This window comes from Coprococcus sp. TM115-187 (genome assembly GCF_027679115.1).
In the GTDB taxonomy this organism is placed as follows: Bacteria; Bacillota; Clostridia; order Lachnospirales; family Lachnospiraceae; genus Allocoprococcus; species Allocoprococcus comes.
In genome coordinates this window covers 25,013-48,395 of record NZ_JAQEKS010000010.1, presented here as the reverse complement: position 1 = coordinate 48,395, position 23,383 = coordinate 25,013, and the positions used below count along the sequence as shown (strand labels likewise).

Annotated in this window: 26 protein-coding genes; 3 read left to right on the top strand and 23 right to left on the bottom strand. The window is 42.8% G+C overall.

Going from position 1 to position 23,383, the window contains the following annotated elements; genetic code table 11:
- Positions 1 to 52 precede the first annotated feature (52 nt).
- From PGW42_RS08685 to PGW42_RS08655, 7 genes are all read right to left on the bottom strand, one after another.
- Positions 53 to 2,275 carry an alpha-galactosidase gene (locus PGW42_RS08685; RefSeq protein WP_270203206.1) on the bottom strand — a complete coding sequence of 741 codons (2,223 nt, stop codon included), beginning with the start codon at positions 2,273 to 2,275 and terminating at the stop codon, positions 53 to 55.
- Between the two features lie 203 nt (positions 2,276 to 2,478).
- Positions 2,479 to 3,420, bottom strand: a complete 942-nt coding sequence (locus tag PGW42_RS08680; protein ID WP_270203207.1) for a DUF4340 domain-containing protein — start codon at positions 3,418 to 3,420, stop codon at positions 2,479 to 2,481.
- 18 nt (positions 3,421 to 3,438) lie between these two features.
- Positions 3,439 to 4,893 (bottom strand): Gldg family protein, encoded by a 1,455-nt coding sequence (locus tag PGW42_RS08675; protein ID WP_270203208.1) that lies wholly within the window; start codon positions 4,891 to 4,893, stop codon positions 3,439 to 3,441.
- Positions 4,894 to 4,905: 12 nt separating this feature from the next.
- A complete protein-coding gene (locus PGW42_RS08670) occupies positions 4,906 to 5,772 on the bottom strand; it encodes an ABC transporter permease (protein ID WP_270203209.1) in 867 nt (288 codons plus the stop codon).
- Positions 5,756 to 6,877: an ABC transporter ATP-binding protein gene (locus tag PGW42_RS08665; RefSeq protein ID WP_270203210.1), complete on the bottom strand. Its 1,122-nt coding sequence runs from the start codon at positions 6,875 to 6,877 to the stop codon at positions 5,756 to 5,758. The genes PGW42_RS08670 and PGW42_RS08665 overlap by 17 nt, the downstream gene beginning before the upstream one ends.
- Positions 6,878 to 7,148: 271 nt before the next feature.
- Positions 7,149 to 8,054 carry a hypothetical protein gene (locus tag PGW42_RS08660; RefSeq protein WP_270203211.1) on the bottom strand — a complete coding sequence of 302 codons (906 nt, stop codon included), beginning with the start codon at positions 8,052 to 8,054 and terminating at the stop codon, positions 7,149 to 7,151.
- 138 nt (positions 8,055 to 8,192) lie between these two features.
- Positions 8,193 to 8,885 (bottom strand): 5'-methylthioadenosine/adenosylhomocysteine nucleosidase, encoded by a 693-nt coding sequence (locus PGW42_RS08655; RefSeq protein WP_117835348.1) that lies wholly within the window; start codon positions 8,883 to 8,885, stop codon positions 8,193 to 8,195.
- 190 nt (positions 8,886 to 9,075) lie between these two features.
- Here PGW42_RS08655 and PGW42_RS08650 point away from each other — a divergent pair, with 190 nt between their 5' ends.
- The gene (locus tag PGW42_RS08650) at positions 9,076 to 9,327 is read left to right on the top strand and encodes a TIGR03905 family TSCPD domain-containing protein (protein ID WP_055261919.1); all 252 of its coding nucleotides are present in this window, start codon (positions 9,076 to 9,078) and stop codon (positions 9,325 to 9,327) included.
- Between the two features lie 450 nt (positions 9,328 to 9,777).
- On the opposite strand, the gene PGW42_RS08645 is transcribed toward PGW42_RS08650, so the two are convergent.
- Entirely contained in the window at positions 9,778 to 10,248 is a 471-nt protein-coding gene (locus tag PGW42_RS08645; protein WP_173692082.1) for a DUF6147 family protein, read from the bottom strand.
- A gap of 58 nt (positions 10,249 to 10,306) precedes the next feature.
- The gene (locus tag PGW42_RS08640) at positions 10,307 to 11,293 is read right to left on the bottom strand and encodes a DUF4367 domain-containing protein (protein ID WP_270203212.1); all 987 of its coding nucleotides are present in this window, start codon (positions 11,291 to 11,293) and stop codon (positions 10,307 to 10,309) included.
- A 143-nt stretch (positions 11,294 to 11,436) separates the two neighbouring features.
- Here PGW42_RS08640 and PGW42_RS08635 point away from each other — a divergent pair, with 143 nt between their 5' ends.
- Complete coding sequence (locus PGW42_RS08635) at positions 11,437 to 12,504, top strand: undecaprenyldiphospho-muramoylpentapeptide beta-N-acetylglucosaminyltransferase (RefSeq protein ID WP_055155710.1); 1,068 nt, start codon at positions 11,437 to 11,439, stop codon at positions 12,502 to 12,504.
- Between the two features lie 78 nt (positions 12,505 to 12,582).
- On the opposite strand, the gene PGW42_RS08630 is transcribed toward PGW42_RS08635, so the two are convergent.
- Entirely contained in the window at positions 12,583 to 13,137 is a 555-nt protein-coding gene (locus PGW42_RS08630; protein WP_173686103.1) for an RNA polymerase sigma factor, read from the bottom strand.
- A gap of 17 nt (positions 13,138 to 13,154) precedes the next feature.
- The gene (locus PGW42_RS08625; RefSeq protein ID WP_008374196.1) at positions 13,155 to 13,568 is read right to left on the bottom strand and encodes an HIT family protein; all 414 of its coding nucleotides are present in this window, start codon (positions 13,566 to 13,568) and stop codon (positions 13,155 to 13,157) included.
- Between the two features lie 111 nt (positions 13,569 to 13,679).
- On the opposite strand from PGW42_RS08625, the gene PGW42_RS08620 reads away from it, so the two are divergent.
- Positions 13,680 to 14,411: an ATP-binding protein gene (locus PGW42_RS08620; protein WP_243268052.1), complete on the top strand. Its 732-nt coding sequence runs from the start codon at positions 13,680 to 13,682 to the stop codon at positions 14,409 to 14,411.
- Positions 14,412 to 14,505: 94 nt separating this feature from the next.
- Here PGW42_RS08620 and PGW42_RS08615 read toward each other — a convergent pair whose 3' ends face one another.
- The 12 genes from PGW42_RS08615 to PGW42_RS08560 all read right to left on the bottom strand — a co-directional run bounded on the left by PGW42_RS08615 (position 14,506) and on the right by PGW42_RS08560 (position 23,290).
- The gene (locus PGW42_RS08615) at positions 14,506 to 15,258 is read right to left on the bottom strand and encodes a DUF6382 domain-containing protein (RefSeq protein ID WP_173826387.1); all 753 of its coding nucleotides are present in this window, start codon (positions 15,256 to 15,258) and stop codon (positions 14,506 to 14,508) included.
- Positions 15,255 to 15,671 (bottom strand): TadE family protein, encoded by a 417-nt coding sequence (locus PGW42_RS08610; protein ID WP_055261909.1) that lies wholly within the window; start codon positions 15,669 to 15,671, stop codon positions 15,255 to 15,257. Before PGW42_RS08610 ends, PGW42_RS08615 begins: the two co-directional genes overlap by 4 nt.
- Entirely contained in the window at positions 15,665 to 16,090 is a 426-nt protein-coding gene (locus tag PGW42_RS08605; RefSeq protein ID WP_270203213.1) for a prepilin peptidase, read from the bottom strand. The genes PGW42_RS08610 and PGW42_RS08605 overlap by 7 nt, the downstream gene beginning before the upstream one ends.
- Entirely contained in the window at positions 16,075 to 16,983 is a 909-nt protein-coding gene (locus PGW42_RS08600) for a pilus assembly protein (RefSeq protein WP_270203214.1), read from the bottom strand. Before PGW42_RS08600 ends, PGW42_RS08605 begins: the two co-directional genes overlap by 16 nt.
- A 32-nt stretch (positions 16,984 to 17,015) precedes the next feature.
- Positions 17,016 to 18,383, bottom strand: a complete 1,368-nt coding sequence (locus PGW42_RS08595) for a DUF5702 domain-containing protein (protein WP_195548900.1) — start codon at positions 18,381 to 18,383, stop codon at positions 17,016 to 17,018.
- 37 nt (positions 18,384 to 18,420) lie between these two features.
- Positions 18,421 to 18,621, bottom strand: coding sequence for a Flp1 family type IVb pilin (locus PGW42_RS08590; protein WP_022220442.1), 201 nt, complete (start codon positions 18,619 to 18,621; stop codon positions 18,421 to 18,423).
- An 11-nt stretch (positions 18,622 to 18,632) separates the two neighbouring features.
- A complete protein-coding gene (locus tag PGW42_RS08585; protein WP_270203215.1) occupies positions 18,633 to 19,760 on the bottom strand; it encodes a hypothetical protein in 1,128 nt (375 codons plus the stop codon).
- Positions 19,761 to 19,764: 4 nt separating this feature from the next.
- The gene (locus tag PGW42_RS08580) at positions 19,765 to 19,902 is read right to left on the bottom strand and encodes a hypothetical protein (RefSeq protein WP_270203216.1); all 138 of its coding nucleotides are present in this window, start codon (positions 19,900 to 19,902) and stop codon (positions 19,765 to 19,767) included.
- Positions 19,903 to 19,948: 46 nt separating this feature from the next.
- Positions 19,949 to 20,521: a type II secretion system F family protein gene (locus PGW42_RS08575; protein ID WP_055248076.1), complete on the bottom strand. Its 573-nt coding sequence runs from the start codon at positions 20,519 to 20,521 to the stop codon at positions 19,949 to 19,951.
- Positions 20,493 to 21,863: a CpaF family protein gene (locus PGW42_RS08570; protein WP_270203217.1), complete on the bottom strand. Its 1,371-nt coding sequence runs from the start codon at positions 21,861 to 21,863 to the stop codon at positions 20,493 to 20,495. Before PGW42_RS08570 ends, PGW42_RS08575 begins: the two co-directional genes overlap by 29 nt.
- A complete protein-coding gene (locus PGW42_RS08565) occupies positions 21,838 to 22,878 on the bottom strand; it encodes a hypothetical protein (RefSeq protein WP_182438623.1) in 1,041 nt (346 codons plus the stop codon). The genes PGW42_RS08570 and PGW42_RS08565 overlap by 26 nt, the downstream gene beginning before the upstream one ends.
- A gap of 205 nt (positions 22,879 to 23,083) precedes the next feature.
- Positions 23,084 to 23,290, bottom strand: coding sequence for a pro-sigmaK processing inhibitor BofA family protein (locus tag PGW42_RS08560; RefSeq protein WP_008375529.1), 207 nt, complete (start codon positions 23,288 to 23,290; stop codon positions 23,084 to 23,086).
- Positions 23,291 to 23,383 lie beyond the last annotated feature (93 nt).

Here is a 23,383-nt window from a genome sequence, read left to right as displayed (position 1 = left end):
ACGCAAGAGGACGAAACAGTTCTCCCATTTCGTCCTTTCCATATATTCCGGCTTACACAGCCACAATCTCAAACACTTTCGCCTGGAAATCTCCCTTATCATTCACGCCCTTCTTCCATACACCGGACGCAGAACCGGACAGGATCATTCCGACTTGCATCAGCTCATCGCCATAGCAGTCATAATCATATCCGCTGACCTTATAACAGATATCTTCTTTCAGCCCTTTCAGCTTCAGTCTCTTAAATCCAACATTGACCGGCTGCATTACCCGGTAATAACCGACCAGCGCCTTCTTCTGATCCTCCGATACGATCATCCATGCGGTCTCATTTCCCTCAAACGGACTCTTCAGTCGATAGAAAGTTCCTTTCTGGATCAGATCTCTCTTCTCCTTCATGAATGCGATCTGACGGCGGATTTCTTCCTTTTCTTCCTCGCTGAGTTTTAAAAGATCAAGCTCATATCCGAACGTTCCGAAGTAAGCCACATCTGCTCTTGTCTCGATCAGTGTCACACGGTTTGTCTGATGGTTCGGTGAAGCTGATACATGGCTTCCCATGCAGCTTACCGGATAAACCATTGAAGTTCCATACTGGATTTTCAGACGTTCGATTGCGTCAGTATCATCCGAAGTCCATCCCTGCGGTGCGTAGTAAAGCATTCCCGGATCAAATCTTGCCCCACCACTTGCACAGGATTCAAACAATACATGCGGAAAACGGCTGGTCAGGCGCTCATACAGTTCATACACACCAAGGATATATTTGTGGCAGACCTTTCCCTGATACTCTCTGTCATTTCCATTGGAGAACACCTCTGAAAATGTACGGTTCATATCCCATTTGATATAAGATACCGGCACTTCTGCAAGAAGATTTTCCAACATATCCCCGATATATTCCCGAACTTCCTTTTTTGAAAAATCAAGAACATACTGATTCCGGCTGTGACAGATCCGCTTGCCCTGCTCAGCCAGAAGCCAGTCCGGATGTGCACGGTACAGATCACTGTCCTTGTTCGTCATCTCCGGTTCAATCCAGAGCCCGAATTTTAAACCTTTGGCATTGATCTTTTCTGCCAGCTCCTTTAACGTTCCTTTCAGCTTTTCCTCATTCGGATACCAGTCGCCAAGGGAAGAAGTACTGTCATCTCTCTTTCCAAACCATCCATCATCCAATACAAAAAGCTCCATTCCAAGATCTGCTGCCGCATCCGCAAGTCCCAGAAGCTTTGGCGCATCAAAATCAAAATAAAATGCTTCCCAGCTGTTGATCAGGATCGGGCGAACCTTATCTCTCCAGGTTCCCCTTGCCAGACGTGTGCGGTACAGCTTGTGAAAGGTCTGGCTCATTCCGTTAAGTCCGGCTTCCGAATATACCATTACCATCTCCGGTGTCTGGAAGGATTCGCCTTTTCCAAGTGTCCACTTAAATCCATTTGGATGGATTCCCATCAGCACACGGGCGGTATCATAATTGTCTACCTCTGTCTGTGCAAGAAAATTTCCGCTGTAAACCAGGCTGAAACCGTAGACCTGCCCCTGGAACTCGTCTGCATTTTCACGCGCAAGTGCAAGGAACGGATTGAACTGGTAGCTGCTGCATCCGCGCATACTGTAAATACTCTGGATACCGTAATCTAGCTTATGTCTTCTCACATGGCGCTCTCTCGCCCACACACCGGCAAGATCGATCATCTCATAATCCTTGTCCGGCAGATCCACACAGGCGCTCATTGCAGAAAGAAGTGTGATCTTTTCGTCAGAATCACATTCAAAACGTACACTTCTCGCGATCACCGGAAATGCTTCATAGATCGTATATAAAAGGACAATTCTTGTATTGATACTTGTATCCTCCAGAACCAGTTCCAGAGTCTGCGCCTCATCATCACTTTCTACATAAGTCGCCGGAAGTCCTTCAAGCTTTGGTTTGCCATCATAAATTTTATGCTCTTTATATACAAACTCGACTACATGGCTTCCGTTCTCCCGCTCGATCTCATATGCCGGAAAACGCATATCTCCGCAGCCGAAAGTCGGATACTCCTGCTTGATATTCTCCAGTGAGAATGTAGAATTTCCCTCGAAAGCATACGGTGACATATCACGCATCGCATATTCAAAAAGATGTCCAAAATCCTCTCTGTGTGTCAGGCGTTTCCCATAGTAGAGCTGTCCCGGCTGTTCGTTGTCAAGGATCTTGATGATATAGCTGATCTCCTGGTTGTAGAGATGAAACTCTCTTGTTTTTTCATTGTATATGATTGGCATATCGTTTCTCCTCATTCCGTATTGTATAACGTTCATTTTTCCGTATTATCTGTATAGTATCACTGTTGGTTTTTCAGCGTCAATGATTCCTGCGGATAAATTTGTAAAAACGTACACTCAAAAAAGGGACTCTGTCCTTTCCTAAAAGACATCATCCCTTTTCCTTTCTTAGCAGATTTATTTAATTTTCTCTTTGTATTCTTCTACTCTGCACTACTATCCACTTTCCATCCAAGCGCTTTCTCTACCGTATCGATCAGTACCCGGCTTACTCTTTGTGAACCGTCCATCTGTACATAATAGTAGGTCGCACTGTCGTCCTTGCTTCCCACATAGAATGTAACTGTCTTTTTCTTATCATCATCCGTCGTATCCTTGTAAGTCAGCTCCACCTTCGTCCGCTGATCTTCCGCAAGCCCGTAATTGCCAAGCGTCGCGTCCGTCACATGATAATCTGCACAATCTGTAAAATAGAATCCGGAAAGTGCTGTCATAATACTTGTGACAGTATCTTCCTGATCCTCATTGTCCGCTTCGTAGGTTTTTACCTCGTCACCCGATTTTGTCACAGTCTCTTTTACAAAGTTATCAGATGTAACTGTTACAAAGCTGTCCTTTTCAGCACCATCTGCAAGCTGCCATACCATTTCCGAAATCAGATCTGCCGATACCGTGTACACTTTTTCTGTTCCATCTTCCATGAAATAATAATTTTCTCCGGAAGCATTCCCGATTAGAAATTTATGTGCCTCGCCATCCTTTCCGGTCAGCGTAAGATTATATTCCGGTGAATCAAATCCATAGTCTGAAAGGCCATCCGGATTCTTGATCTCTTTTACCGCCCGAATATCCGAAAATGCATCTTCCATATTTTGCATACTGCTCTCCGTCAGTGCGATCGTGGTGTCCGGCGCATACTCCCAGGTATCATCCTCTTTTACAAAGGACATTTCTTCCCCAGATGCTTCTTTATACTCGATCGACTCCAGCGAATCTGTCTCAAAAATATGCACCACTGCATTTTCTTTTTTCTTCTCTTCTGCCTCTGACTTAGATGTATTCCATTTTTTCAGCCCGAAAAATGTAATGAGCAGAACAAGCAGTACGAGCAGAAGGATTCCTATTGTCCTTGTTTTTTTCTCCATCTTTTTTCCTCCTGCCTCTTACGCTTTCCGTCTTCTCATCCAGATCACAAATCCAAGGATCAGAATTGCAAGCGGAATAATAAAGATCACAAGGATGCTGAATGCACCTGCATGCATCGGTGTGTTGGTCTCAGTCGAAAGACTCTTCGCTTCAATCGCAACATTGTTTACATTATCAAAATTCTCTGTCACTGAATTTACAAACAAAGTCAGGTTATCCAGTGTCGTCAGCTGATCTGTGATATCCGAGCTGATCATAGATGCAGAAGCAAGCACCGTAAGTCTTGCTGTCTTTGTGTCTGTATCCGTTGCATCACTCTCATCGTCTTCATCCTCGCTGTCCGAATCTGAAGAATCCGCAGAAATCGCATTGGTAGAAACGGCTCCCAGGATATACTGTCCCTGTGTCTGGTCATTTTCTGTCACTGCATATCCACTGTCTGATGTCTGCATAAATGGGGTAACCGTCAGATTATCATTATCCGTATCTGTTTTCTCCATACCAGGTGAATTCAGCAGAAGTACCATCTGATTGCTGATACCGCTTCCCAGGTCACCACTCAGAGAAAGCTGTGGGAAGATTGCATAATAATTTCCCTGGTAGCATCTCTGGGTATCTGCAATATAACCGCTGACTTTTTTCAGTCCATAATCCGACATAATTCCGTCCAGATTTGGTGTGTCTGAAGTCGTATCTCCAAGGATCAGATAAACCTTTCCGCCGTCACTCAGATATTTCTCAATAATTGTCTTTTCATCATCTGTAATATCCGATGTCGGTGCATAGAGGAACAACAGGTCACAGTCATCCGGGATTTCCGGATTCATGCTCAGGTTGATTTCTTCCGTCTCCAGATTATTCTTAGTAAGCAGATCACTTACCGAACTTGAAAATGTCGCTTCTCCGTGACCACTGGTTCGGTAAATCTTGCTTGTTTCCTCGCTGGTTACATAATTGATCGCACTGGTAAGCTGTCCTTCTCCGTCGAAAGAACTTTCACTGGCACTTCCGGTCGTATAATAAGAATAATAATCCGACTGGATAATATCTGAAAATGAAATCGTTGTAGACTTTCCGGTTGCATCACAGGACACAACGATTACATTCCCATCGGTATTATATTTCTGAAGAATGGACGGATGCAGTACGCTGTCCACCCATTCCACTTTTACTTTGCCGGAAAGCGCCGCATATTTTTTCACAAAAGTCTTGATCCTGGTATCCACAGAATCCTGTTCTGCGATCACTTTCAAATCTACTTTTTTATCCAGCTTCTTCAGCATTTTTGTGGACACACTGCTGATATCGTACAGATTGTTGCTGCTGATATCAATATTTCTTACTTTTTCCGGAAGCTGTCCTGCCACCAGATTGATCACGATCGCGATTGCAATCACGATCACTGCAAGCCCTACGCTGTAAGTTCCGTTCCGGGAAGACTTGCTGCTGAACATTTTTTTGATTTTTTCCATGTCTTCTCCCTCCTAACTCCAACGTCTTTTCTGAATGGACTGCATGGTCAGGAAAATAAATACACCTGCCACACTCAGATACAGGATCAGTCCGCTCACATCGAAAAGCTTGTTATACGCTACGTTATCAAATATATCTGCAAGATACAGCTTCTTCATGATGTTGACCAGAATATTTTCAAATAATGAAGATTTTACAAAGCTTACGATCACAACCGCAACAACTCCGGTCGCTTCGATAATTCCTGCGATCATCCAGTTTCCCGTCATCCGGTAAATGATCAGTGCTACAATGGTAACGAGTACCACAATGCCGATCATGCCGCTTGTAGCTGATGTCGGAAGGAAATTGATCAGTCCTCCCCAGAGATAGATCAGAAGCAAAACGCCAAAGGTTGTTACTGCCGCAATGATCTGACTTTCTGTGAGTGACGAAAGAAACATTCCGATTGCCAGATACACGCATCCGAGCAGGAAGAACATCAGGATCGACAGATAATCCACCTTCAGATACGCCGTTCCAAAGCTCTTAATGATAATTGGGAAAATGCAAAAAATCAGACACGGTACCACAAATACCGTCACCATCGCAAGGTATTTCCCCATCACGATATCAAATAATTTTACCGGTGCGGCAAGCAGAAGCTGGTCTGTCTTGTTCTTCCGTTCCTCCGCAAAGGAACGCATGGTAAGCATCGGGATAATGATGATCAACACGTAGTTGATATTCATCAGAACATATGAAAAATAGGGATATCCCGAATTTAAGTTGTACGCCATAAAATAGATTCCCGTGAAGATCACAAGGAATGCAATCATCACATAGCCTGTCATTGATTGAAAATAGGATTTTAATTCTCGTTTATAAATTGCTGTCATTTTCGAGATCCTCCTTTTCATCCTCACTTGTCGGAACGGCATTTTCTTCCGGCTCTTCATCCATCTCAGTCAGCTCGTTCTCTTCTGCCTCTTCCTGCGCATTTTTCTTGCGCCGCTTTACCATCCGACCTTTCTTTTCGCCGTCCTTCATCGCTTTTGCTGCTGCAGGTGTGCTTCCCTGCGTCAGCTCCAGGAATACATCCTCCAACGTCGTGCGGCTGTGATACAACATAAGTAACGGGCATCCCTCTTGTGCAAATGCCATAAATACTGTTTCCCTGATATCTTTTCCATCCTTCGGGAACAGACTCGCTTTTACCGTTCCTTCTTCTTTTCCGTGTTCCACGGATGCCTTCTGCACATTACCGATTGTGCCGATGACTTTCCGTACCGTATCTTCATTTCCCTTTGCCAGGATTTCCACAGTCTGCTGATTCGTCAGAAGCTTTTCCAGATTCTCCGGTGTATCACTTGCCACCAGTTTCCCTTTGGAAATAATCATAATATAATCGCAGACTTCCTGGATCTCTGCCAAAATGTGCGAGCTCAGGATCACGGTATGCTCTTTTGCCAGCTCGCGGATCAGTTCACGGATCTCAATAATCTGCTTCGGATCCAGTCCGACCGTCGGTTCATCCAGAATGATAATCTCCGGGAATCCAAGGATCGCCTGCGCAAGTCCGACTCTCTGCTTATAACCTTTGGACAGGTTCTTGATCAGCCGGTCCTGCACATCCATGATTTTCACCATCAGCATGACCTTCTCAATCTGCTCTTGCCGTTTCTTTTTCGGGATCTTCTTCAATTCCGCCACGAACCTCAGATATTCTTTTACCTTCATATCCGTGTAAAGCGGTGGCATCTCAGGCAGATAACCAATACATTTTTTTGCCGCCTCCGGTTCCTCCAGTATATTGTGCCCGTTGATCAGCACTTCACCTTCTGTGGCGCCAAGATAGCCGGTCATAATATTCATTGTTGTGGACTTTCCGGCACCATTCGGTCCCAGAAATCCATAGATTTGCCTGGTATCTACAGTAAAATTCAAATGATCTACAGCCAGATGTGAGCCGTATTTCTTTACAAGATTTTTTACCTCAATCAATGTTGTTCCTCCTGACTACAAAATTTCATGTTTTTCAATTATACGGATGATTTGTGAAACTTCTGGGGGCAATCTGTGTTCATTCTGTGTTTTTTCTGTGAAACTGTAAATTGTAAAAGTGTACCACCTGCCCGATAATAATAGAAATACCGATATCTGGAATCAGCTTTTCCACATATCGGTATTTTATATTTTTAAATCATTTTTTACCCAAAAAAGACTTTTTTATATACTGGGCAGATTTCACTTAACTCGCGATTATCCACACCAGTCAGGCAAGGAATTCTTCCAGAATTTCCCGGATTCTTGCCTCTTTTGTCGGCTCCAGCTTTTCGCCGGTATCTTCCTGCTTAAATCTGGAACCGGCTGTATCTTCCATCCGTACTCCCGGCTGCTGCGTCCGCATTTCATCAGCCTGATTTGCATTCGCCTGTCCCACTTTTGCTACTGTCTGCACGGTCTGCTGCATTTGTCCATCTTCTGTATACCGTTTTTCGTTCACAGAAACCGCATTTACCGTAGCTGCGCTTGCTGGCACGGTTTCTTCTGAAAATGGTCTTTGCACCTGACCAGAATGCGCCGCTTCATTTTCCTCTGCATCCATTTTCTCCGGAATCTCATCCGCTCTCTGAACCGTAACCTGGATTTCTTTCTGATTGGTCTTCTCATAGCGATGAGCATATGTATTTTCCAGGAAATCTACCATATAGGTTTTCGCTGCCTCCAGCTGATAGGCATCATCCGCAAGCATCCGGAGTAGAAAGAGCGCCAAAGCTCCCATACCGCCCAAAATACCATATCTGTAAAGTCCCTGTTCCCTCTCCCCCGCTGCATAAGCAAGCGCTGTTCCTGTGGCTCCAAAGATAAGGCAGAGCCAGATGCTCCCCTTCGCCCACTGCCTCCAGGTATGCAGCCTCACGCCAAGCACCCGGTATTCATACAAATATTTCTCTACAAATGCACCAACATTCTGTACTTTATCACTCACCATACACCCATGCTCAAATTTCGCCCTTACAAGCCGCATCAGCGGATGATTGCTTTTACTCATGTTACTTGCTGCTCTTACCAGCTTTTTCAGTGAAATCCCGGTAATCAGTCTTGTAATCGCGCCGATCCCGATCATCACTCCCGTCAGAAAAAATACCGTTTCTCTCACCACGAACATTTCCAACATAAAAAGAATCCTCCTTCTTAGATTTACCGTCATTATACCGTAAACCTCCGAATTTGGATTCCCTAATCGTTCGCCACAATCCGACATCCTGTCTGGAAAATGACGCTGCTTTTCTATTTTACTTTGCTGCCTTACGCATTACATTCTTTCTACAAGACCTTTGACAAGCCCTACATAATGGGTGATTGCCATCTTCACAAACTCCGGATAATCCATCGTTGCACTGTTGTCAGCTTTGTCCGAAATTGCACGAATAATGACATACGAAACTTTATTCAGATATGCGGTCTGCGCCATTGCTGCGCCTTCCATCTCCGCACACTTTCCATCAAATGTCTTTACCAGATATTCCTTTTTTTCCTTGCCGGAAATAAACTGATCTCCGCTGAGCACTCTTCCGGTAAATGTCTGAATGTCCGGATTCACTTCTTTGTTTACTTCCACTGCCAGCTTCACAAGCTTCTCATCTGCCGGGAAAGAAAAGGTATCCATTCTCGGAATCTGTCCTACCGGATCGCCAAGCATACTTACATCCATGTCGTGCTGAACTGCATCTGTAGAAATCACGATATCCCCGATGTTGATATCTGCATCCAGAGAACCTGCCACACCTGTATTGATCAGCGTATCCACACCAAAACAGTCAATCAGAATCTGTGCGCAGATTCCCATGTTGACTTTTCCGATACCACTTCTTACAACTACAACTTCCTTGCCACTCATAATACCTTTGACAAAAGTCATTCCGGCACGTTCCATCATATCCTGAACTTCCATCGATTCCTTTAAGATTGCAACCTCTTCATCCATTGCTCCGATAATTCCTATCATTTGAAAATCCTCCGCTTTTCCTACATATTGTTTTTATCTATATCTATAGATTCCCCTTCAAAATTACAATAGCTATTATATCAGATTTCTTATAATATGCACTAGCATTTTCTTATAAGGCTGTGTTATAATCATTGAAGCAATTTTATAAGGCACAATAATAGTATAAATATAAAGGAGGACTATACTCATGGAATTTACACCACACGGCGTCTGTTCTAAGAATATTCACTTAGAAGTAGATGAAGCTGGACGTATTCACAATGTTGAGTTCACAGGCGGATGTAACGGTAACTTACAGGGCATCGGACGCCTCGTTGAAGGAATGGATATTCACGAAGCAATTTCACGTATCGAAGGTATCAAATGCGGATACAAAGCAACATCCTGCCCGGATCAGCTTTCACTTGCTTTAAAAGAATATTTAAACAATAACCAGTAATCAAATAATTTTTTCGCAATTTTGCGTCAAAACAAGCAGGTCAGGAATTATCCCGACCTGCTTGTTTTGGTCTAATTCAGTTTAACATTAGTTAGGCTTCTTGCTTGCTCTGATGTTCCATACTCACATACTTCGCGACCGGGTTGTATTATTTGGTCATATGCTTTCTGTCCAATCAGAAAATACGTTTATTAGTTGTGGTCTTTACAATTCTGTTCGCCCTCATGTCAGTCTGCAAGACCGGAGATGTTGAACTTTATCAACCTGCAATTCAGACAGGTGTTAAAAGGAATCTTCCCATCTCCCTCCCTCATATTGTTCCCTTGTCCTTACTTTCGCTAACTGCCGCACCGGTTGATAGTCGTATGAATATTTTATAAAAAATATTTTTTTTGGTGGTGCGTGGTGAGTTAGGGTGGGTAAGGGGTTGGGATGTTTGGTTTGTGATTTTTAGATGTAAATGCCGTTGGTGAATGAATCGCTTACATCTGAGTTTGCGTAATGTACACAGCATACTCGATAATAATATCCAGTTGGTACAGATAATGTTTTACTTGTACCTACATAAACGGAATTATAATTTGTTTCAATCCATGAAGTATAATAACCCCATTTTCCATTCACATATCTTTCTACTGTTACATCCACTGTAATTTTGGAAACAACTTTCTGCCCTACCGTGTTTCCTCCTGCCGCAATCTTACCAGGTCCAGCTTTTGTAATTGTTGATGAGCCACTTTTTAAATACACGCCTCTACTCATCGATCCCACTGTTACCTCTGAAGAATCTTCATTGGTTAGGTAAGAACCATCAACACATTCCGGTACATCTGATGCCTTTGCAACTCCTTGCGTACTGATAAACAATGTACAAACCATAATCATTGTCATAATCAGTGACAAAATTTTGCTTTTTTTCACCTTTCGCCTCCTCTCTACACTATATTAACAATCGAGAGAGAAAAAACTCACGCCATTTTTAGAAAAAAAATAAATTTTTTAAAATTTTTTTAAATTCCTCTTCTTTCATAGTTGTATTTAAAATATAAAAAACATCTTCATACTTAAACTGCGCAATGTTTTCCTCACTTCCATCTGATAATTCATACTGAATAATATCAATTTTATTCCCATCTACTTCTATTTGCTCTTCTTTAATTTTCTTATCTTCTACATCATACCCATGCGATTGTTCCTTATAATTGAAAACCATTTGATATTCTATTATAGTTTCTTCATTACTGTAAATTAAGCAAACTCTTTTCAACGATTCATCAATATCACTCTGTACCAACATCATTCCATCTGAATTTCTTTTTAATCTAACAACATCAACACCAAACTTTTGTTTTATTTCTTCATATACTTTTGACTCATCATAATCATCAACCTTATTCTTATCCCCATCCTCTCTCTCCGTATCTACCTGTGTCATCTTCCTATCTCCAATAGTCTGAGTCCACAGGTTTCCAAAGAACGGCGTCCCACCAATACTCACCATACTCCACATCATAGCAAGCACAGCTACGATCGCCACGATTCCATATGCCTTCCAGTGCCGTTTTCTCTTCTTAACTTTCTTCTTCCCGGTCTCTCCATTTGTACCGTCGTCACTTGCTTTATTATCTGTTTCATGCTTCACATGCTCAATTGGCACAACATTATCTATATAACTGTCACTCTCCACATCTTTCTTAAGATGATCTTTCGTATTCTCCCCGCCGCGAAGTGCCTGAACCTCTCGTCCGAGACGGATTGCCTCCTTGTCGTCATCTGACAGTTTTTCATATGCTTTCTGCTGTTCTTCATATTCTTGGATTTTACTCCACATCTTTTCATCCAGGTCTTCTGGAAAGGAAATGTCCTGCAGTGATTCGTCCGAGTCCATTTCTTCCATGATTTCCCCGGCTTCTTTTTCCAGTTCAGCTTTTAAAAGCTTATCCAGATTATCTTCATGTTTTTCCATTTTAAACCTCATTCTTTTGGATTTCTTTTCCCTTTAACTTGACCTTTTTCCTTCACCTGTTTAATATTATGATATCAGGGCAGTCTCTCTGCCTGTATCAACTGCGAATCTTAATTCGCACCATCAATGGGAGGATTTTTATTATGAAACGCATCATTCTGACCGGCGGAGGTACTGCCGGACATGTTACACCTAATATTGCACTGCTTCCCCGTCTTCGGGAACTGCAGTATGACATACATTACATCGGTTCTTACAACGGTATGGAAAAGCAGCTGGTTGAACAGCAGGGAATTCCATATCATGGTATCTCTTCCGGTAAGCTCCGCCGGTATTTCAGCCTTCAGAACTTTACGGATCCGTTCCGCGTCCTGAAAGGCTTCAGTGAAGCCAACCGCCTGATCAAGCAGTTAAAACCGGATGTAATTTTTTCAAAAGGTGGATTTGTAAGTGTTCCTGTTGTGATTGCCGGAAAGAAGAACCATGTTCCTGTTATCATTCACGAATCGGATATGACTCCGGGACTGGCTAATAAGCTTTCCATTCCTTCAGCTGCAAAAGTATGCTGTAACTTCCCGGAAACTTTAAGTTCTCTTCCTCAGGATAAAGCAGTCCTTACCGGATCCCCAATCCGTCAGGAGCTTTTCACCGGAGATAAAGAAAAAGCCCGCGCTTTCTGTGGTTTCAAGGAAGTAAAACCAGTTATCCTGATCGTCGGAGGAAGTCTTGGCGCAGTCGCAGTCAATAACGCAGTACGCAAGATCCTTCCTGAACTGTTAAAAGATTTCCAGGTTGTTCATCTCTGTGGTAAAGGCAAGCTCGATGAAAAGCTCACCGGTCTGAACGGCTATGTTCAATTTGAATATATTCAGGATGAACTGAAAGATCTCTTCGCTCTTGCCGATGTTGTAATCTCAAGAGCAGGTGCAAATGCAATCTGCGAATTGCTTGCTCTTCGCAAACCAAATCTTCTGATTCCACTTTCAGCTAACGCAAGCCGTGGTGACCAGATTCTGAATGCCCGTTCTTTTGAACGTCAGGGATTCAGTATGGTTATGGAAGAAGAAGAGCTTACAGATGAAAAGCTTCTCGCAGCTGTCCACAAGCTTTATGATTCCCGTGAAGACTTCATAAATGCAATGAATCAGTCTTCTCAGCAGGATCCGATCAAGACAATTATCGGTCTGATCGAAGATGCTGCTTCCAAATAATTTTTTAACAACAGTTATTTACATTGTTCAAAAACAGGTGCCGGAACGACACCTGTTTTCTTTACATATCCATCGGTGCTATTTTGTGTAATCATCAGAATTGTAATGTATCTTTACCCATTTTCTTGCTCTGTACAGTACACCCGTCAGTGCTTGGATACTGATCCCCATAGATTCAGCCACATCTTTTTGTTTTCTCTCCAGACAGTAAACCATGGTAATTGCTTCGTACCAGTTTTCATTTTCTTCGTACAATGCATCCAGAATCGTCCATCCATAACCCACTTTTTCTTTTTGTAAAATTTTGTGGAATACATGCTCCTCTGCACTTTCCGCATATTCCTTCGAGTACAGATCCGAAAACAGCTCAATATCTGCCTTCGGACATTCTCTTGCCCGCTTCTTCATATAATTGATAGCTGTATTTTTCGTTGTTGTTACCAGCCATGCTGCCATGTATTCTTCATCCACTGTATCAAAGTGTGTATATAGTTTTAGAAAAACCTCCTGGAATATCTCTTCCGCTGACTCTTTGTGACTGCCAGAATAATCCATTGCTATCCGATAAACGTTGAACTTATTTTTATAGTACACGTTCTCGAATTCCTTTTTATTCTTATTCTGAAAACTCACTCCAGTACCTCACTATTTTATTTTTCTTTCAGTTTTTCCAGGATTTCATCCCGATCTTCATCTGTAAGTTTACCCGGTTTCCAGCCGAATCCGCTCTTGTCATTTTTATATCTCGGAATCAGATGCATATGGAAATGGAATACGGTCTGACCGGCCACTTCCCCGTTATTCTGTACGATATTATAGCCGTCACATCCAAGTACATCTTTTAATCTTGTTGTGATCTTCTTTGCAAGCTTAAATGCTTTTCCTGCCAGTTCTTCATCAATAGAATAAATATCTGCCGCATGTTCTTTTGGCAGGATCAGTGCATGTCCCTTTGTCGCCGGTCCAAGATCCAGAATTACTCTGAAATCATCATCCTCATATATGGTTGCAGATGGAATTTCTCCATTTGCGATTTTACAAAAAATACAGTTCTCATCCCTCATGTTTTTTCCTTCTTTCTACATTTTCTTCGATTAATCTCGAATTTGTTTACGAACCAGACTTTCAATGATAAACTACAATTACTTTATATCATGGAAAGGATGGTCGTTACCATGCCATTTACTGCAAATGATTATGAAAAGTTACATCAGCTTATGAATTCCAGTCCGGAAATTCGTGAATTACTTCAAAAACTCCTGGATTCACAGCAATATACAATCAGCAAGATCAGTCATGAAGTTCGCAATCCACTGACGCTGATCTACAGTACCTTTCAGCTCATAGAGTCCAGTCACCCTGAAACCAGAGATTTCAGCCACTGGTCAGAGCTTCGCGAAGACATCGAATACACAATCTCTCTGCTGCAGGAGCTGTCTGCCTATAATAACAGTGAACATCTGCATCTGAGCACGTTTTCTGCACAGGACTTTTTGGGACAGATCTGCCTGTCCTTTGCCGCCTCCTGCGTAGATACCGACATTGGATTCTCTTCTCTGATAGCCCCTGATCTTCCATCTCTGACGGCCGACAGATTAAAGCTGCATGAAGCGATTCTCAACCTTTTAAGAAACGCCCGTGAAGCCATTTCGTCTGCTGGTTCAATCCGTCTGGAAGCAGTCCTCAAAGATCAAATGCTTCAGATTACCATATCTGATACCGGATGTGGAATCTCACCGGAATATCTCGACACGATTTTTGATCCTTTTGTCACTTACAAACCAGACGGCACCGGTCTTGGTCTTGCCATTGTCAACCGGACAATCACAGCTCACGCCGGAACAGTAACAGTTACTTCCTCCTGTGGAAAAGGCACTTCTTTTTTGCTTTTGTTACCAATTACATAATCATTTTTATTATAAAAAACACGTAATTGTTTTACAAGTACTTCTTTCCATAAACTGGAAAATGTAGTAAAAAGAAAAACATGTCCTATCTTACTTATTCCTCTGAATCATCCGCCATTATCTCATCCCATTGGGATTCCCGTTTTTTTCTACGTTTCTGAAGGCGCTGATTCAGAAATCCCCAGACGCTCTGCCTGTCCTTTACAACCTGCCCTTTCATTTCCTGTTCTGCAATCCAGTCATCTAGGATCAATTCCTCCTGCAGATCATATCCTGCTTTTTTCTCCGGCTGTATACTCTCCATTTCATTCTCCTTTTTCTCCAGTATCCGCTCCAGCGCATACTCAATATTATAATTTTCTTCCATTGAAGCCTTATGTAATTCATATGCCAGATAGACTGCCTCTTTCTGTTCATAATCTGTCTCCCTGACAAAATACTCTGTAAGCTCATGAAACTTTTCCAGAATATTACCTTCCAGTCCCGGACAATAACAAAAGTAATAGATTTCATCCGATACATAAATATGTCCCGGATCCAGGCTCAGACAGTTCACGTCCAGCAGATAATTCTTCACTGCATAAAGCACCTGGATAAACTGTCTCATAAATTTTTCCAGATCTGCAAATTTCCAGTGCTCTTTTTCTCTCTTTGCCTTCACGGATATCTTCCCACTGATCTCGTAGCGGTACTGGCTTTTATCATCTTTTCCCTGCCCTCTTACCGACAAGAGTCCGGGAATCGCATTTTCCATCAGCATCCGCATCTGATAATCTTCTTTATATAGCTCATCTGTTTCCAGAATCATCCAGGCATGATGTAAATCTCTTTCGTACTCTTCTCTCATTCCTCCTGGTTCCTTTCTACAATCTCCTGCAATACTTTTTTCCTGCGTATTTTTTCCTCTGGCACGGTCAGTGCCGCACTGCGTTTAACAGATACGCGCATTTTTCTCTTTTGCGCTCCTGCTGTCACTTCAAATTCATCTTTTACTACCGCAGTTTCCACCGATACTGTATCAAAAAATATCAGTTTGTTTTCAATTCTTTTCTGAAAATACTGCTCCATTTTTCCATCTTCTATTTCCTTTTTCCATCGCCATTCTTCACTTCCGACAATCGCAGTCTCATATGCCGCCCCACCGATAATATTTTTATCATGGTAATAAAAAAGTGCGAAAATGACTGCCATCCAACAAAGCAATACTACCGGCATCAGATACGCCATCTCAACTACTGTACTTCCTTTTAGCTTTACCATATAAATGTCCCCAGATAGCCGATTAGAAGAAAAGGATAAAATGACATTCTTGTCGTCCGTTTCCATTTTCCGCTCCAAAGACCTGCTCCTGCTGCCATCGCAGCCACAAAAAATGCAAGCATCAGCATTCCAAGCAGATTCCAGATCCCAAGAAAAATACCCATATTCAAGATCATCCAGCTGTCTCCGTACCCTATTCCCTCCTGTGACCATTTCGATATCATGAGAAATACAATTCCACATCCCAGTCCGGCAACCCATACACTCCAATGCATCCGTCCAAATAACGCACGGTACAGAATCGCCGCACAGCTTCCTGCGAGCAGATATTCTGTCGAGATTTTCTGATATTTTATATCCTGTGCTGCTCCGAATCCTAAAAAAAATAATCCTGCCAATTTTGCTATTTTCCACCACATTTTGAACATGCTCCTTTTCCTTTTACTTCTGACAGCGGAACTGTATAAACTTTTCTCTTCAGTCCGCTGCATGATAATGAAGTATGATAACGATCCCCGTAATCTGTGACATAGCAGTTGCCATCATTTCCCGGCATCCATCCACACCGTTCACACAAATGATAAATTCCTCCACTGCTGTTTCTCAGTTCCCCTAACTGTGTTTTCGCAACACTGCGCACGGACGGTTCCAGATAAGTGCACTGATAATTCCGGTGATATACGATCCCTGTTTCTGTCACATATACAAGTTCATTATCCCCAATTCCTGCTTCGTAGGTCTTTACATAACCGGTCCATGTCTTCATCCTCATTTTTTCTTTATAATACAGTACCGGAATATGAAAGACAGGAACCGGCAATTTTACTTCATATTCTGCCGTCAGTTCCAGCACTCCCATTCCCGGTATCGCCCAGGATCTTTTACAGCTGACTCCTCCGCTTCCGCCAACAATCATACTTCGATCCATTCTTTCTTTCCCGACCGCATTTACAAGATCTGCATGCAGACTTATCGGGTCCAGCACCGGAATTTCTGCAAAACTCTCTGCCACCTGCTTTCCTGCACTCTGCAGTCCGCATCTTACTGCAGACTGGATGCTTCTGAGCTCCAGCATCCAGATCAAACTCACCGCCGCATATAGGAACAACGGAACACAAAGTACAGCTTCTACTGTTACCGAGGCAGATACAGATGCCTTTTCTTTGACACAAGATATGGCGATCAAATCAGGTAGAAAATCAAATCCTTCCTCCTTTCTGCGAATATCAAATATGTGTTTGTAATTCAATATTTTTCTATACATCATCAAAGGAATTTTATTTATTATTTCGATTGTCCTCAGAAAAGACACCTGTATCCACCTCCTAACATTTTCATTTTTTGTTACTGATATTGATATAAAATATGATACTGATACCGGATTCCTCTTCTCAGATAACATGTCATGTCAAAGTCTGCTCCTGATACGCAGGCATCTGCCCGAAAAAACGTTTTCTCCATTCCGGATCGCAGATTTATTTCCACCAGATCCAATGCTCTCATCGACAGTTCTTCCTTTGATTTTAAAACCAGCATCATTTGCAGATACTGCTCATAAGAATTTCCCTCTTCTGTCTCCTTCCCTTCCGGAATACTTCTGTTCTTTGCCAGTTCAAGCAGACCATCCAGCGTCAGATTCCAGCTCTCCTTACTCTTTACAGCCGGAACCTTCTTCCCTGCCAGAAGCGTCTTAACATCCGTAAGGCTTTCTCCATAAGCCCATGCAAGAAGCAGCGCATGCTTGATCACAGGTCCGATCTCCGGTGAAAGAAACACCGCACTCAGTGTCGTTGCAAGGGTATCCACCTCCATTTGCATGTCCTTATCGGTCAGCAAATATCCATAATTCACTGCAAATCGAAGGATTCGGATTCTCCCGATCACATATTCCAGATTGTCCTTGTCGCTCGCCTTTCCTCCTAACAAATACTCCATCTCATAGTCAAGTACCGTATTCTTTTTCTTATTTGCAGCATTGCCAAACTTATCTATAAGGTACAGATTGAAAAAAATGGTATCTCCGGCTCCATTATCTTTTTCCTTCATGGTTCCGTATCCCTGCCTGAGCTTTCGGTTCGATACAGTCTCTTCTGACTTTACAGCTTTCGATGACAGCGTAAATCCTTCTGGGCTGACCAGATTTAACAGTGCTTGCGCCTGTATATCTACAATATCCGCCAATGGATTATTTTCTGCAGGAAGTTCTTCTTTTTCACTTTCCAGCATCTGGTCAAGTTCTTTACTCGTCTCTATATTCTCTTTCCCATATTCATTTGCTTTCAGTTCCTGCTCCTTCCATTCGGATACCTTTCCCGTCAGATTCTCTATCGCCGCAGCTCCTGTCTTCATTTTCTCGTATTCAACCGCCTGCCGCAGAAATTCTTTCCCATTCTGGTCTGTCAGATAACGGATTGCCGCAATCTCTGTTTCTATATTTTCTGCCCCGTAAAAGGACAGTCGGTTTAAAATATTTTCTTCAGACATTGTTCCGGATTCATAACTGCCTTCTATTGCAAAAATACCATATCGCTCCAGAAGATCTTTCTGATATTCTGCAAACGCAGATTCCACTGCCCTGCCTGCGTCTGCTCTTCTCTCATTCTTCGCCAGCTGGATCGAGGCACTTTCCAGCAAAGCCCCAACCAGAGTAAGAAGCAGAAGAAAGACCAGGCTTAGAAACACAGTAATCTCTCCCTTTACCATTTTTTTCATCTCTGTACACACTCATTTCTGAAATAAAATTTTTATTTTAGATTCCTGAACTTTCATTCGTTATTTTTTCAAATATTTTAGTTACAAGTTCATTAAGCTGTTTCTTAAAAATGATAACCAGACCAATAATGACGACCAGTACAAGAATCAATTCTACCGTTGATATCCCGTCTTTTTCCGTCAGAATCTTCTGAATTCTGATCCATCCTGTCCACAGCTTCTTTTTTACCGCCTTCATTCTCTCACCTCCTACACCTGGATCGACAAAAATGCCGGTACAACTACGATCGTAATCACGATGATCAGCATCAAAAGCATTGGGATCAAAAGTCTGGTTCCTGCCTCTTCTCCCAGCTGTCTCGCCCTGCTCTTTCTGTCCTCCAGTGCCTGTACTGCCTCCATACGAAGCATTTCAGAAACTCCTTTTGCACCCTTTTTCAGATTCTGTGAAAGAAGTGCTCCCATTTTCATATACGGGATCAGATCACATCTTCTTGCAAATCTTTCATAACATTCCATCTCCGGAATCCCACTTTTCATTTCCTGCCAGGTTCTCCAGATTTCTTCATATGCCTCTCTTTTTCTTCCCGTTTTTCCCCTGGTGATCCCGTAATCTTCCGCAATCCTTTTCCACACATTTTTTGCTGTCATTCCGGCACCGGTCAGCATCGTAAACTCTGTGATAATTTCCGGATAATCCAGTATCATCTGCTCTTTTCTCGTCTTCTTCCGATTGCTTTCTTTCTGTATTTCTCTTCCGACAAGCAGAATACTTATCGCTATTCCGAGCATCAGAATCGGAATCACTTTTGAATCTTTCTCCTCTGTCCAGGCAATTTTTCTTCCGTCCAGACTGGAAGGCAGTATAAGATATGCTTTCTGCCTCGTAGCACTGTCCTGTGATCTTACCAGTTCCAGAACCCGCTCTTTCGTGGAAAGCGTTTTCTCCTGTCCTGCAAAAATAACCAGATCCATCTCACACGGATATACCTTATCTTCATAATGCAGAACCCCGGTAATATTCATCCCAATCCCCTGATTCTCCGGATCTTCTTCCCGGATTTTTTCCTGATCCAGTCTCCCAAGTGAATCCATTACATCATATCTGCTAAGTTCCCAGGAAACCGAAAACGGAAAATCGTCCAATGCTGTTACAAGATCCAGATCTGTCTTTATATGCGACAGATCCTTATTTTCCCCGGAAATCACTTTTACAAGCTCTTCCCTCGCTTTCTGGAACTCCTTTTCTAGCCGCTTTTCACTGTAAATCTTCGGTGATACCTGAATTTCTATATCCTGCCTTTTTTCTCCTTCAACCTGCATAGAAAGCGCCGCTTCTTTTTGTCCTTCCCCGTACCCGTTCCGCTTTATCTGCATGGTTTCAGAGTTTTCCTTCCCTGTCTTCTGCACGATTTCCGACAAAAATGCCAGACTTGTCATCACCACCATCAAAAGAAATATCTGCCTGAGAAGCCTGTCCCATTTTCTGAAAAGTGATTTCTTCTTGAAATACATCCATGCACAAGCTCCGAGAAAGAAATACATTCCGATACAAAACCACATTTCTATACCTCGATTTCCACAATCTTGCATCCAAGTCTCCAGGCAGCAATATAAGCTCCAAGACAAATACTCATAAAAGCCGCTCCTGGCAGATTCCCGTATAACCCCGCCATAAATTCCGGAAAGCTTAGACGCATATAACCAATAATTCCCAAAGGAATCACTGACATAATCTGAAATTCCATTTTTTTCGCTGCAATTACGGTATCGATTTCTCTTTTCACTTCCGCTTTATCACCAAGTTGTCTAACCGCATTTTTAATGATCAGAATACTGTCGCCTCCGCTCCTCTTTGCCAGGGAAAATACAGTGACAAATGTATCCACCTCCGGAAGTGCTACCCTTGCAGCAAAATCCTTCCAGGCAGCTTCCGCGGTTACGTTCAGATTCAGCTGCCTTACCATATACGTAAATTCCCGTACAATAAGTGTATGCCTGTCATACATGATCTGCAGGTCTCTCTGTACCTCTTTGATCGCGTTCTCCATAGAGTATCCCACATTCAGCTGCGCTTCCAGTGATTGAAGCGCATCCTGGAACTGTCTTTCAAAACGTCTCTTCCCTTTTTCCTCCACTTGACAGATCATCCTTTCGTAATACTTCATTCCCAGAGGAAAAAGCACTGCCATCATCCATAGTCTTGAATAGAACAGCATGGCGATCAGAAACACCAGAAGAATGCTTTCCGTTATCGCCAGGGCATACTCCTTCCGGCTGATACCCTGCCGCCATAAGTTTTTCCGTCCGTGTAAGTGTGGACCTTTTCACCCACTCCCCCTGGATTTTTCCATCCTTACTTCCCGTCTCCTGAAAGGAAAATAACGGTTGAAGCCTGATTTCTCCTTTTTCATATCCCAATACCTCCATGATTTCCAATACTTTCCTGCTCTTGTCCCGAAGGCGTCCCAGATGTACCAGGATATCGATTCCGGAAGCGATCTGACGCATAACTGCTTCCAGCGGAAGTTTAATCCCCATCAGTACCATTGTAGACAGTCTGCTCATCATATCATCCGGACTGTTCGCATGGCCGGTACTGATCGACCCGTCATGACCTGTATTAAGTGCCTGTAACATATCCAGTGCTTCTTCTCCTCTGACTTCACCGACAATAATCCTCTCCGGTCGCATCCGGAGCGCTGTCCTGATCAGATCACGGATATTGATTTCCCCTGTTCCTTCTACATTTGCATTCCGTGCTTCAAGCCGCACCAGATTGGGAATCCCTGTGATCTGCAGTTCCGCGCTGTCCTCAATGGTAATAATACGTTCTTCTTTCGGAATAAAATCCGACAATACATTCAGAAAGGTTGTCTTTCCTGATCCTGTCCCTCCGCTGATAAAAATGTTATACTTTGCCTTCACGGCCTGGATCAGCATTGCCGCCGCTTCTTTTCCGATAGAACCTGTGTCGATCATCGTCTCCATCGTAATCCTGCTTTTCGGAAACTTTCTGATCGTAACAATCGGTCCATTAAGCGCAACCGGCGGCAGCACCACATTTACTCTGGATCCATCCTCCAGTCTCGCATCTACGATCGGTGTTGCCTCATTGACAACCCTGTTACAGCCTGCTACCATCTGCTGAACCACATCTTCAAGCTTTCCCTTTGAAAGAAACTTTTTATCGGTTTCATAAATCCTTCCGTTACGTTCGATGAAAATCGGCTGCGTTCCATTGATCATAATTTCCGTAATCTCTTCATCCTCGATCAGCTCCTGCAAGATATCCAGCTTCCTGAACGCGTTAAAAAGCTCTCTCCCGAGAATTGCCTTTTCTCCAAGCGGAATGAACTCTTCTTTCGATTTTTCTTCCAGTATCCTGTGGATCAGTTCCAGCAGCTCTTCATCGCTTGCTTCCTTCGACAGATCCATCTGCGCCAGAATTTCTTCATGAAGTTGTTCTGCCCTCCGCATAGAAGAACCTCTTTTCTGTACTTTCTTTTAATAACTCAACTGTTTCTTTTACTGTCTGACGCATATTTTTCCCCATATTGATATACATGGTACGCGACTCCAGCTCCTGATACCGCAGTACCTTCAACATATGCTGGTACTGCGCAATTTTTGCCATCGCATATACATCCTCCGCACACGGCATGAGAATCTGGTCACACAGCCTTAACAGCTGAAACACATCCTCCATCCCATTTCCGATATCCAGAATGATCACGCTGTATACACTTTGGCTGATCAGTCTTTCAAATAGAGTTTTCCATTCCTCTGTATGCACAGCACGAAGATCTGTCCATACTTTCATTGGTGGGATATAGTCCAGATCACCCATTCTTTTTACCATGGATGCAATCCGTATCCCGATATCATCTCTTTCCTGTTTTGCATAGTAAAGAACATTTGCCAGATCAGGAGCATCCTGATCCCGGAAATATCCTCCCATGCCTGCATAGGTTTCCAGATTCAGATACAGCACGTCCTCTGACTGTGCCAGTGCTTTCCCAAGTTTCAGTGAAAACGTTGTCTTTCCAATTCTGTGAACCGGTGAATATACTCCAAGGATTCTTCCATTTCCGTTATCCGCACACGATCCCGGAAACTTCTCCTCCTGAAGGCCTTTTAAAATCCCGGTCATCAGTCCGTCAACCGGCTGATATTTCCGAAGCTCCGTTTCCTCCTCTCCCAGATCCACACAATGCTGTCTCGTCAGAATAATTCTCTTCCCGGTAAAAATCTGCTTTCTTTTTTCATATGGAACATCCTCACTGATCAACAATACCTTTATCAGACCAATCTTCAGTAACTCCTGTACCATTTCCGGCGACGAACAGATTCGCACTCCTGCTGTCACCTCTTTTTTCAAAAGCAGCGCCTCCGCAAGTCTTCTGACATACTCTTCTTCTGGATCACAAATTAAAATTTCTCTGTCGATTCTTTGCTCTGCTCCTTTCCGGCATGTCCGCCCTTTTTCTTTCAAACTTTGAATCAAATGCCGAATGGCATATGACGGAACACGTTTGCATTCCTTTTTTGACACAGTATTTATCAGAATATAAATACTGCTGAAACTGATTTTTTGATTTTCTAACTTATTGCTTTGCCTCTCTTGTAAGACGTATTATATGCGCCACTTTTCCCTTTGTCCATAGCTTTAAACCAGAAAAAAACGTTTTGCGCAACACCTACATAAACTGATAAAACATAATCCCATAAAGCATGGCAACTCCCGGAATTCCAAGACATCCGGACACAAAAAATGACAGGACATTTAGTCCGACAGAAACAGGAATGTTTCTATAGTCCATCCATTGATTGACCAGAAAAATACTGCCCATTCCTGTCAAAGCCCTGACAATAAAGTTTATCTGCCATGATCCTCTTCTTTTCATGCTCCGCCACCTCCTACTCTATCTTATGAACTTTTTCACACAGATATGTTTTTTACCTCTGAAAAGAATTTCCTACGAAAAAAAGAGCGCCAC